Consider the following 12,263-nt stretch of genomic DNA (forward strand, 5'->3'; position numbering starts at 1 on the left):
TAAAATAGCTTTATTCTCCATGAATAATAACCTTAGAAAAGTTTACTAATAATATTTCTCTCAACTCAAAACACGAACATTTTTATCATTTATGAACGTTTTATCTGTCTACGAATGTTATTGTACACTATTCTAGATTAATATTCAACTATTATCGAATATTTTTCATAACTTTTTAATAAATTATATGTGTTTAATATCTTTCTTTCTCAAAACTATGCTTAATATATCTATAGTCCTTATTAAATCCAAGAAGAGTTAAAAGCTTTATTCTAGCCTTTTGACTTGGCATACTCTCTCCGAATATAACACCAAGTTCCTTAAGATTTTTTCCACCTCCAAGATATCCATAGCTATCACTTACTCTTCCTTCAAAACATCTTGAAGTAAGCACAACAACTATGCCCTTATCTAAAGCAGCCTTTATTGCCTCTACCATAGTTGGAGGAACATTTCCTCTTCCTAAAGCTTCTATAACTATTCCATCATATTCTCTTTCTATACAATGATATATGAAATCCCCATCCATTCCAGCAGCACATTTAATTATTGCTACCTTCTTATCAATAACCTCTAATGGTATAAAGTCCTCTTGTGGAACCTTTCTATCGAATATAACCCTATTATTATCCACTATTCCTATAGGTCCAAAGTTAGGTGTTCTAAAGGCATTTAAAGCCATTGAGTTAGCCTTAGTTACTTCTGAAGCACTATTTAATTCTCCATTAAAGCAAACTAAAACCCCTCTATTTCTTGCCTCATCTGATGCAGCCGTACATATTGCTGCTGCTAAGTTAGCAGGTCCATCATATCCTAATTCCGATCCACTTCTCATAGCTCCTGTAAATACTATTGGCTTACTTGTTTTAGTTGTTAAATTCACAAAATAAGAAGTTTCTTCTAAAGTATCTGTTCCATGAGTTACTACAACTCCATCTATATCATCTCTATCTATTAAAGCATTTATAAATTTTGATAACTCAAGCATTATTTCTGGAGTAACATGTGGACTTGGTAATGAAGAAAAACTATGTGACTCTATTGTTGCAAAGCTTTCTATTCCTGTTACCATAGCCATTATTTCCTCTCCTGTTAGGCTTGGAACTGCCGCCTTTATTCTATCATCAACTTTCATTGATATTGTTCCACCGTTAAAAATTACAGCTATTTTCTTCATGAGTACCTCCGAATTTCTTTTTTATTTGATTAAACATCATTCGTCCTATTGCTTATTATACTTAAATTAATATTTTTCTTCAATGATTATGAAATTCTCTTTATATGAAACGTCAATTAGTTAAAATAAATTACCAAAATACCTAACCATTATTAATAATTATAATCTTTTTAGAAATTTTATAAAACTAAATTATATTATAAAATCATAAAAAGACTATATCAAAGTTTACTTTGATATAGTCTTTAAATATACTGATTACTTTAGAATATAATACAGATTAAGTTACCTTCACCCTCATTAATAATTCTTTGAAGAGTCTTTTGAATTTTACTTTGAATGTCATCTGGCATTTTATAAAGCTTGCTTCTTAAACCTTCTTGAACTAATGTCTCTAGTGATTTACCAAACATATTGCTTTGCCATAATTTTTCCGGATCACTTTCAAATTGCTCAAGTAATGTTTTGAATACTTCTTGAGTTTCTTTTTCAGTTCCCATTATTGGACAAATCTCAGTTTGAATATCTGCTTTTATTAAGTGTAAGCTAGGAGCACTAGCCTTAAGTTTAACAACATATTTTGAACCTTGCTTATCAATATCAGGCTTTTCAAATTTCATTTCTGATAATTGAGGAGCAACTAATCCATAACCTGTTTCCTTAACACTATTTATAGCCTCAGCTACCTTATCATATTCAGATTTTGCTCTATGAAGTTCTTTAATTAAAGAAATTAAATCACTTTCATCATTTAACTCTTCATCACACATTTCACTTATTATTCTGTAGAATATGCCATTTTTAGGATTCATCTTAACTCTTACAGTTCCATCTCCTAAATTCATCTCATCTATATCAGCTACTCCTAAGAAATCTTCCTCTCCATAAGTACTAAGTAGATCCTTAACGTCTCTAATTTTTGATATGTTTTTACACATGTCTCTAACTATGTTTATAAAATTAGATTTTAACCAATGAGATGGTTCTAATTTTTCAATCCATTGTGGCATGTCTATATTAATTTCCCTAACAGGAAACTCTTTAAGTACTTTGGTAAATAAATCGTTTATGTCATTTTCATTCATATTGGCTACATCCATTATCTGAACTGGAACTCCATATCTGATTTCTAACTCTTGTTTTAAATCTAATGTCTCTTCTCCTCTTGGGTGTAATGAATTAAGTACAATTATAAATGGCTTATCTATTGATTTTAATTCAGCCACTACTCTTTCTTCAGCCTCTAAGTAATCCTCTCTATCTATACCAGTTATACTTCCATCTGTAGTAATTACTAAACCTATTGTCGAATGGTCTGTTATTACCTTTCTAGTTCCTATTTCAGCTGCATCTTCAAATGGAATTTCGTAGTCAAACCAAGGAGTATGAACCTTTTTAGGCTCGCCATCATCAAAATAACCATTTGCTCCCTTGACAATATATCCAACACAATCTACCATTCTAACACTAAACCTAATACCATCGTCTAATGCAATTTCAACTGCCTCATTAGGAACAAATTTTGGCTCTGTTGTGTGAATAGTTTTACCTGAACCACTTTGTGGCAACTCATCCTTCGCCCTTTCCTTTTTATAAGTATTATCAATCTTAGGTATTACCATTAAGTCCATAAATCTTTTTATAAATGTAGATTTTCCTGTTCTTACTGGTCCAACAACTCCAACATAAATATCTCCCTGAGTTCTTTCTGCTATATCCTTGTATATATTGAAATCTTCCAAGATACACCCTCCTATAAATATTATTAACACTATATATATATTAGGAATCTCAAAAAAGTATACTTTTAGAGGAAATATATTTTCATTTAATTGTGGACAATTTATTTCAATATTTTCACTTTTATAAATATAAAAACAAAAAGAGATGCACAAAATTATCAATTTTGACACATCTCTTTTATTAAAAACAACTTATATCTCTTCTTTTTTCTTGTCTCTTTCCATTAAGAAAGTAACAGCATTTTCTGCCTTTGCACCTTCAAAAAGAACTTTATATGCTATATCAGTTATAGGCATTGTTATACCCTCTTTTTCTTTTAATTCATAGAAGGCTTTGCAGGCTTTTATACCTTCAACAACCATTCCTACTTCTTCTATAGCTTCTTCTGCAGTTTTCCCTTGACCTATAAGTATTCCAGCTCTTCTATTTCTTGAATGCATACTTGTACAAGTAACTATTAAGTCTCCCATACCAGTTAATCCAAAGAAAGTCTCAGCTTTTCCACCCATCTTAATTCCTATTCTAGCTATTTCAGCCATTCCTCTAGTCATTAAAGCAGCCTTTGAATTATCTCCATATCCTATACCGTCACAAACGCCAGCAGCTAAAGCTATGATATTTTTAACGGCTCCTCCAATTTCAACACCAATAATATCATCATTAGTATATATTCTGAAGTTTTTATCCATAAATAAATCTTGAACTTTTTCTGCACACTCCATACATTCTGAACTTGCAACTAAAGTTGTAGGAATTCCTTTTGAAACCTCTTCTGCATGACTAGGCCCAGATAAAACTACGACTCTATTGTTTGGTAATTCTTGATTTATAACCTCAGATAATCTTAGGTTAGTACCCTCTTCAATTCCTTTAGCAATATTAATTATGATTACATCGTCACTAATTTTGCCTTTTAAGCTTTTACAAACTGTTCTTATAACATGAGAAGGCACTGCAAGAACTACGTATTCAGCCCCATTTAAAGCTTCATCTAAGTCTTTATAAGCAGTGACATTTGTAGGAATAACTAGATCTTTTATATATCTATCATTTTTTCTGTTTACGTTAATGTCATTTATTACATTTTCATCTCTATCCCACAGAGATACCGTAACACCTTTGTTCCCCAATAATATTCCTAAGGAAGTACCAAAACTTCCTGCTCCTAAAAAAGCCACTTTACTCATAAAATTACTCCTTTCTAGCTCTATATTCTATTTCTATTCCAGTTCCCTCAAAATCAAAACTATCTCTTAGTTGGTTTTCTAAGTATCTAGCATATGAGAAATGTGAAAGATTCGGATCATTTACGAAGAATACAAACTTAGGTGGTTTTGTAGCAACCTGTGTAGCATAGTATATTTTTAATCTCTTTAATGCCACTACTGGTGGTTCCTTCATTAAAACAGCCTTACTTATAACATCATTTAATATTCCAGTTGAAACTCTCTTTGAGTAATTATCATAGCAGTACTTAGCTGTTGATAAGATTTTATGTACTCTCTGTCCTGTTAATGCTGATATAAATAAGTACTTAGCATATGGCATAAATTTAAGCTTTTGTTGTAAATCCTTTTGGTAATTACTTAAAGTTTTATCATCTTTCTCAATTAAATCCCACTTGTTAACAACAACCATAATAGCTTTGTTCATTTCATGAGCATATCCTATTATTTTCTCATCTTGCTCAGTTATTCCTTGTTCTGCATCTATTACAAGTATAGCTACATCAGCCTTTTCTACTGCAGCATAAGTTCTGATTACACTATATCTTTCAATTTCTTCTTTAACCTTGCTTTTTCTTCTTAATCCAGCAGTATCAACAAGGATGAATTTTCCTTCTTCTGTTTCTAAATAACTATCGATAGAGTCTCTAGTTGTTCCTGGAACATTACTTACGATAACTCTTTCCTCACCTAATAATCTATTTATAAGTGATGATTTACCTACATTTGGTTTTCCTATCATAGCTATTCTTATGTACTCATCCTCTTCCTCATCTTCTGAAGGATCGTTGAAGTATTTAACAACCTCATCTAGCATATCTCCAAGACCTAATCCTTGAGATGCTGATATAGTTACAGGATCACCAATTCCTAAGTTATAGAACTCATAACTATTTTCTTCTAATGCTAATCTATCTATTTTGTTAACTACTAAAACAACAGGTTTTTTACTTTTTCTAAGCATTTGTGCAACCTCTTGGTCAGCAGCAGTAAGCCCTTCCTTACCATCAACAACGAATACTATTACATCAGCCATTTCTATAGCAATTTGTGCTTGTCTTCTCATCTGTTTAACAATTACGTCGCTACTTTCTGGCTCTATTCCACCTGTATCTATCATTGTGAATTTTCTGTTTAACCATTCTGATTCTGCATACACTCTATCTCTTGTAACACCTGGTGTATCTTGTACTATTGAAATTCTTTTTCCTGCTAATTTGTTGAAAAGCGTCGATTTACCTACATTCGGTCTTCCAACCATAGCAACTATTGGTTTACTCATTCTTATTCCTCCTCACAGTGTTCGTTTATTAAGTCTATTAGGTCTTCCCCTGTATAGTTACAAACTATAACTTTAACTCCCAATCTTTCTTCAATATCCTTTGCTGTCAAATCATCTAACATTATTCTTTGAGTTATGTCTCCTGGCTCATAACCTTTTCTGAACATGTTGTCTGCCATAATCAAGTATTCACTGTCGATACTATCTTTAAGTTGAGCAATAACATCTTGACCTGTTAAAAGTCCTGCAACTGTTATTGTATGCCCAAAGAAGTCATTTAATATAGCTTGACATTTAATATCTATGTTATTATTTGCTTCTCTTATATCATTACATACCTTATCTAATTCTTTAAATGCTGATGTTCCTGTAATAAGAGTAAACTTTCCTTTTCCCTTTTTAGTTAACTTTTCTTTTATATCTTGAGTCATAGTTTCTCTTAGAAGTCTTATCATTCCCACTCCATCTTCTAATTGCTCATATCCACCATAGAACTCTTCATTTGGAACTTCTTCCTCTGCCATAACATAAAACTCATCTGATAGTCTTATAAATGGACTTCCAATTTCTTTTATATACTTTTCTTGAAGAACTTTTATTCTATCTATTTCTTCCTTAGCTGTTTCTTTATTAAATATTTCAAGGTCAGCTAATCCTTCTCTAAACTTTGTAACACCAATTGGAACAGCTGCAACATTTTCAACTGAAGGACGTAGCTTATAAAGATCCTCTACGGTTCTAACTAGTTCCTCTCCATTATTTATTCCTGGCATAACAACTATTTGAGCATTTACTGTTATACCTGCAGCAGCTAGCTTTTGTAATCTTTCATATACATTCCCTGCAAATCTATTATTAAGAATTTTTTTTCTTAAGTCTGGATTTGTTGTATGAACTGATACATTTATAGGACTTATTCTATATTTTATGATTCTATCAATATCTTCATCCTTCATATTTGTTAAAGTAACAAAGTTACCTTGTAAGAATGAAAGTCTTGAATCATCATCTTTAAAATATAAAGTTTTTCTCATTCCCTTTGGTAATTGATCTATGAAGCAAAATATACATTTATTTGTACAACTCTTCGCTTTATCTAGGATGGCTTCTTCAAACTCTACTCCTAAATCTTCACCATAATCCTTTTCTATTTCAAACTCCCAAACCTCTTTATTGGGTTTTAATATCTCTACCTCAATATATTCGTCTGCTAATAAAAATCTATAATCAAGTATATCTTCAACTTTAGTACCGTTTATGCTTAATAGTATATCTCCCTTTTCAAAGCCTAATTCCTCACCAATTCCACCTGGTAAGACTTCAGCAATTCTACTCTTCATATGCTTCACTCCTATTTTAGTACTATCTATGTTATATTACCTTAATTAAATAATGTAGTCAACTTAAATAACTTTATGCTTATATATTACGATTTTGTATAATTTTTAACTAATTATTTTTAATATATCTTGAATTATTAACTATTTAATCTTGCTTTAAACAATAGTAATACTTTAACGTTAAAAAGTAATCCTCAAATTGCTTTTAGAGGATTACTTATTTTTAACTATACCTATTAAGTATATTTTACTATACATAATTAAAAGTATCTACCAAATTTAATTAACACATGTAATATTTTTAACTTAAGATTTCTTTCAAATCCTCATATACTTAAATACACTATATTTAAATATTCTAAAGCTTAAAAACTCTTTATATATTTATAGGAATTGTTATTACAATTTTAGTTCCTACTTCTACTTCACTACTTACGCTTATATCCCCATCAAAAAGTCTTACTATGTGCTTAACTATGGCAAGACCAAGTCCAGTTCCACCACTTTCTCTACTTCTAGCCTTATCAACTCTATAAAATCTTTCAAATATTCTTGGAAGATCCTCTTTACTTATTCCAATACCATTATCCTCAATAACTAAGACTAGATTCATATCATGAGTATAACTTTCAACTTTTACTCTGCCGCCCTTTTCAGTATACTTAACAGAGTTACTTACAAGGTTTAATAGCATTTGTTTAAACTTATCCTTATCTCCTATAAGAATACAGTTACTATTTGTATCTAAGAATATTTCAACACCTTTTTTCTTAGCTTGATCACTTAATAAGAAATATACTTTTTCTATTTCTTTATCTACATCAAACTCCTCTGAAACATTGTTTCTCTTTTGTTCAATTTCATAAAGAGATAGTATATCCTCTAAAAGTCTTGCTAATCTGTCAGACTCTTCATCTATTATACTTAAAAACTTATTTCTAGTTTCATCATCATCAACATATCTTAAGGTTTCTGCAAATCCCTTTATTGATGTAAGAGGAGTTTTAAGTTCATGCGATATGTTAGCTACAAATTGACTTCTCATATTTTCAAGCTTTTTAATATCTGTAATATCTTGAATAACCACAACTGTTCCTATGATTTCAGGCTCATTTATTATACTTGCCTTTCTTATTTTTAAAATCTTAGGATCATTATTATAGTTAACCTCAATTTCTACTTTCTCTTTTCCACCACAAAAAGCTTTTATTATTTCTTTATCTGTTATATAGTCCAAAAGCTTATTTCCAACAATTTCTCCACTTATGCCAAATATTTTTTTAGCATACGGATTTATCATTAGAATATTCATATCTCTATCAAAAGCTATTACACCACTATCCATACTTTTTAATATTGCTTCTAAACCATTTTGCTTATCCTTAAATTGTTCAATTGTTATCTCTAATTGTTCTGCCATGTGATTAAAACTTTTTCCTAAGCTCTGAATTTCATCATCCTTAGAATTAATCTTAACTCTCTTATGAAAATTACCACTAGCAATAGTAGCTGTTAATTGTTCAAGTTCCTTTAAAGGATTTAGTATTATATTTGTTATTTTAACAGTTAATAATAATGAAATTACTAAAGCCAATACTACTCCTAATATTAAATAGTTAGTATTAGTACTATCTAATATTTGAGCATTTTTAACTGCTATAGAGGTTCTTATTATAGAGCCATCCTTAAGTTTAAGTGCACTATAAATCATGTTTTGATGTAAATCATCACTATATCTAACACTACTTCCAGAGCCATCTTTAATAGCATCCATTATTTCCTGTCTTTGAAGGTAGCTCTCATTTTCACTACTTAATTTTTTATGAGTATCAAAAAGAACATTTCCCTCTTTGCTAATATAAGTTATCCTTATATTTTTCATGTCACTGCTTGATTCTAGTTTTGATAATTCACTCTTTATATTTCCTTGATCATTTTCTAACAATAAAGCTATAACCTTGTTATACTCATTTAAAACATTTTTTGATTCCTCTAAATATTTGTGATTAGATATAACTAAATATATAGACGTCATTATTGCTAAAAAAAAGGTTATTATTAATGTTGTAAAAATAATGATTCTTTTCTTCATTGGCTATCCATCCTCAATTTATAAAATAGAATCTAAGAAATAAATACTGTTGAGAATAATCTTCCTGACATCTCTTGCTTTTGTCTATAACTATGCATCTTTATTTCTTCTTCACAGTAGGTGCATACTCCAACAGAAGTAATATTTTCTTCTTTCACAATTCCTTCAAGCTGAACTTTCACACACTTTTCAAGATTCAACATTCTACCATTACATACTTCTTTTCCAAAAACATTTCTAAACTTATCTGCTAACTCTTCACTAACCTCATAACAGCATTCTCTTACATGAGGTCCTATTATTACTTTAATATTTTCACAACCATATTTTTCTTTCATATATTCACAGGTATTTCTAACTATTTTGTTATATGTGCCTTTCCACCCACTATGGATGGCAGCAATAATTTCTTTCTCCTTATCATAAGCTATAACTGGAACACAATCTGCAGTAAATACTCCAATTAAAGTATTCTTATCCTTTGTAACTATGGCATCACAGTCTTTATTTCCTTTAAAATTTTCTCCTGTTGCATCTATAAAATCATGACTGTGTATTTGATTGACATAAACAACCTTATCAAGAGAAAATATCTCTTTTAAATCTTCTAAATTCTTTTTTCCATCTTCATCTTCTTTTTTATAATTAACATTATTATATGCTGTTGAAAATCTTACTTTTATATTTCCATCATTAAATGCAATAAACTCTTTATCTTTTATAATTTCTCTCTTCATACTCTCACCTCAAAATCATAAATTCAACGTACTTTTTGAAAACTTACTTATTTTATCATATTAACACACTTTCATACTTTATTAAATTAAATTCCGGTTAAATCTAATTCACAATAAAGACTAAACTTTTAATAATTATAAAAAAGCTATCTTAAAGAAAAGACTTTAAGATAGCTCATAATTATTTCATTAAATTTTTTATTTCTTCCATAAAAGTGTTAATATCCTTAAATTGTCTATATACAGAGGCAAACCTTACATATGCAACCTCATCTATAGCCTTAAGTCTTTCCATTACCATTTCACCTATGTAATCAGACTTTATTTCTACCATCATTTTATTACTTATGTTTCGTTCAATATCAGCAGCTATTTCTTCAACCTGAGCTCTAGATACGGGTCTTTTTTGGCATGCCTTAATCAGTCCGCTTATTATCTTCTCTTTGTTGAAACTTTCTCTGCTTAAATCTTTTTTTATAACAAGTATTGGTATATCTTCTACTTTTTCATAAGTTGTGTATCTCTTAGAACACTTTAAACATTCTCTTCTTCTTCTAATTGCATTATAGTCTTCTGCAGATCTAGAATCCACAACTTTACTTTCTTCATAAGAACAGTAAGGACATCTCATTTTAAATTACACGCCTTTCTCTAAGTTGTACTATCATTATACCTTCTTTTTTGCTTAATTTCTATATATATTTTTCAACATCTAGTATATTTTTCCCTTTTGAATCTATTAGTATAACATCTTCTCCTATCTTATATACATCAGACCAATCTATTTCTATGTCCTCTGACTTACTAAAAAATGATGTTTTTTCTCCTGGCATTATAATAGATAATATTCTATTATCATCACAGTCTATCTTAACATCACATATTAATCCTAATTTTTTCCCCTCATTTATATCTATGACCTCCATAGACCTTAAGTTATTTAAAGAAAATAAATTTTCTTCCATATTTAATCCCTCCTAAAATATACAATTCTTATATTTAATTTATATGTTATATTTTTATATTTATTAATTAGAAGAAAAGAAAAATTCTAAATAACATAAAATTTTAAAATTCTAGTCATAAAAAAATAGAGCTCAAAAGAGCTCTATACATACTTCCTCATGTGCTTTAATGCTATTTTTTCCAACCTTGAAACCTGTGCTTGTGATATACCAATTTCATCTGCTACTTCCATTTGAGTTCTTCCATTGAAAAATCTCAAATTTAAAATCAATTTTTCTCTATCATTTAATTTCTTCATAGCCTCTTTTATTGCTATATTTTCAAGCCAACTATCATCTTGGTTCTTTGAATCACTTATTTGATCCATAACATATATCGCATCTCCACCATCATGGTAAATAGGTTCAAATAAAGAAACTGGATCCTGTATTGCATCTAAAGCAAAAACAACATCTTCTCTAGGAATCTGAAGTTCTTTTGCTATTTGAGATACAGTAGGTTCCTTATTATTTTCATTTACTAATCTATCTCTAACCAATAAAGCTCTGTAAGCTATATCTCTTAAAGACCTACTAACTCTTATAGTATTATTATCTCTTAAGTATCTTCTTATTTCTCCTATTATCATGGGTACAGCATAAGTTGAAAATTTAACATTTTGTGATAAATCAAAGTTATCTATAGATTTCATAAGTCCTATACAACCAACTTGAAATAAATCATCTACATTTTCACCTCTGTTATTAAACCTTTGGATTACACTAAGCACTAATCTCAGATTCCCCTTAATAAATTTCTCTCTAGCGCTATTGTCTCCACTTTGCATTTGTAACAATAATTCTTTCATTTCTTTTTCTTTCAAAACTGGTAATTTTGCTGTATTGACTCCACATATCTCTACTTTATTTATCATCATAATTGAAATCAACCCCTTCGAAGTAATTCCCTTCCGCATTTTAATTATTACCTGTAGAGGTTAATTTTATACTCTTAAATCATTTTGTTAATTTCTTTCTTTAATCTTTTTATAATTTTTTTCTCTAATCTTGAGATATAAGATTGTGATATACCAAGCATATCAGCTACTTCTTTTTGAGTTTTTTCTTTATATCCACATAGTCCAAATCTTAATTCAACAATTTCTTTTTCTCTATTTGAAAGATTTTTCATAGCAGTAAATAATAATTCTTTATCTACTTCATCCTCTATTAAATTGTAAACAATATCATCATCTGTACCAAGTATGTCTGATAATAAAAGCTCATTTCCGTCCCAATCTATATTTAAAGGTTCATAAAATGATATCTCTGCTTTAATCTTACTATTTCTTCTTAAATACATAAGAATTTCATTTTCTATACATCTTGATGCATAAGTGGCAAGCTTTATTTTTTTCTCAGGATTAAAAGTATTTACTGCTTTTATAAGTCCAATAGTTCCTACCGAAATTAAATCTTCTACACCAACTCCAGTATTCTCAAATTTTCTAGCTATATAAACAACTAATCTTAAGTTTCTTTCAATAAGTATGCTTCTGATAGATTCGTCATTTTCCCCTAACTTGTTAACTAGCTCTTCTTCCTCTTCCTTAGTAAGTGGCGCTGGAAGAACATCATTTCCTCCAACATAGTAAATTGGTTCAACCATAATATCTAATTTAGTAAATAACTTATTAAGTAAAAGTCTTATATTTAACATAA

General features: G+C 29.5%; 11 protein-coding genes. All 11 read right to left on the reverse strand.

Annotation, left to right across the window (positions count from 1 at the left end):
* Nucleotides 1-193 precede the first annotated feature (193 nt).
* The 11 genes from AC2A4K_RS12165 to sigE all read right to left on the reverse strand — a co-directional run bounded on the left by AC2A4K_RS12165 (nucleotide 194) and on the right by sigE (nucleotide 12,261).
* Nucleotides 194-1,177, reverse strand: a complete 984-nt coding sequence (locus AC2A4K_RS12165; protein WP_322502756.1) for an asparaginase — start codon at nucleotides 1,175-1,177, stop codon at nucleotides 194-196.
* Nucleotides 1,178-1,440: 263 nt separating this feature from the next.
* Nucleotides 1,441-2,919, reverse strand: coding sequence for a stage IV sporulation protein A (spoIVA, locus tag AC2A4K_RS12170; RefSeq protein WP_322502757.1), 1,479 nt, complete (start codon nucleotides 2,917-2,919; stop codon nucleotides 1,441-1,443).
* A 192-nt stretch (nucleotides 2,920-3,111) separates the two neighbouring features.
* Nucleotides 3,112-4,107 carry an NAD(P)H-dependent glycerol-3-phosphate dehydrogenase gene (locus tag AC2A4K_RS12175; RefSeq protein WP_322502758.1) on the reverse strand — a complete coding sequence of 332 codons (996 nt, stop codon included), beginning with the start codon at nucleotides 4,105-4,107 and terminating at the stop codon, nucleotides 3,112-3,114.
* A gap of 4 nt (nucleotides 4,108-4,111) precedes the next feature.
* Entirely contained in the window at nucleotides 4,112-5,428 is a 1,317-nt protein-coding gene (gene der, locus AC2A4K_RS12180) for a ribosome biogenesis GTPase Der (protein ID WP_322502759.1), read from the reverse strand.
* Nucleotides 5,429-5,430: 2 nt separating this feature from the next.
* On the reverse strand, nucleotides 5,431-6,768 hold the full coding sequence (locus AC2A4K_RS12185) for a DUF512 domain-containing protein (protein ID WP_322502760.1): 1,338 nt from the start codon (nucleotides 6,766-6,768) through the stop codon (nucleotides 5,431-5,433).
* Nucleotides 6,769-7,144: 376 nt separating this feature from the next.
* The gene (locus AC2A4K_RS12190; protein WP_322502761.1) at nucleotides 7,145-8,860 is read right to left on the reverse strand and encodes a HAMP domain-containing sensor histidine kinase; all 1,716 of its coding nucleotides are present in this window, start codon (nucleotides 8,858-8,860) and stop codon (nucleotides 7,145-7,147) included.
* 32 nt (nucleotides 8,861-8,892) lie between these two features.
* Nucleotides 8,893-9,597, reverse strand: a complete 705-nt coding sequence (pgeF, locus tag AC2A4K_RS12195; protein ID WP_322502762.1) for a peptidoglycan editing factor PgeF — start codon at nucleotides 9,595-9,597, stop codon at nucleotides 8,893-8,895.
* 181 nt (nucleotides 9,598-9,778) lie between these two features.
* On the reverse strand, nucleotides 9,779-10,228 hold the full coding sequence (gene nrdR / locus AC2A4K_RS12200; protein WP_322502763.1) for a transcriptional regulator NrdR: 450 nt from the start codon (nucleotides 10,226-10,228) through the stop codon (nucleotides 9,779-9,781).
* 61 nt (nucleotides 10,229-10,289) lie between these two features.
* Nucleotides 10,290-10,562: a YlmC/YmxH family sporulation protein gene (locus AC2A4K_RS12205; protein WP_322502764.1), complete on the reverse strand. Its 273-nt coding sequence runs from the start codon at nucleotides 10,560-10,562 to the stop codon at nucleotides 10,290-10,292.
* Between the two features lie 143 nt (nucleotides 10,563-10,705).
* A complete protein-coding gene (gene sigG / locus AC2A4K_RS12210; RefSeq protein ID WP_322502765.1) occupies nucleotides 10,706-11,479 on the reverse strand; it encodes an RNA polymerase sporulation sigma factor SigG in 774 nt (257 codons plus the stop codon).
* A 74-nt stretch (nucleotides 11,480-11,553) separates the two neighbouring features.
* Complete coding sequence (sigE, locus tag AC2A4K_RS12215) at nucleotides 11,554-12,261, reverse strand: RNA polymerase sporulation sigma factor SigE (protein ID WP_322502766.1); 708 nt, start codon at nucleotides 12,259-12,261, stop codon at nucleotides 11,554-11,556.
* Nucleotides 12,262-12,263: the final 2 nt, after the last annotated feature.

It is taken from the genome of Clostridium sp. LIBA-8841, from assembly GCF_057782475.1.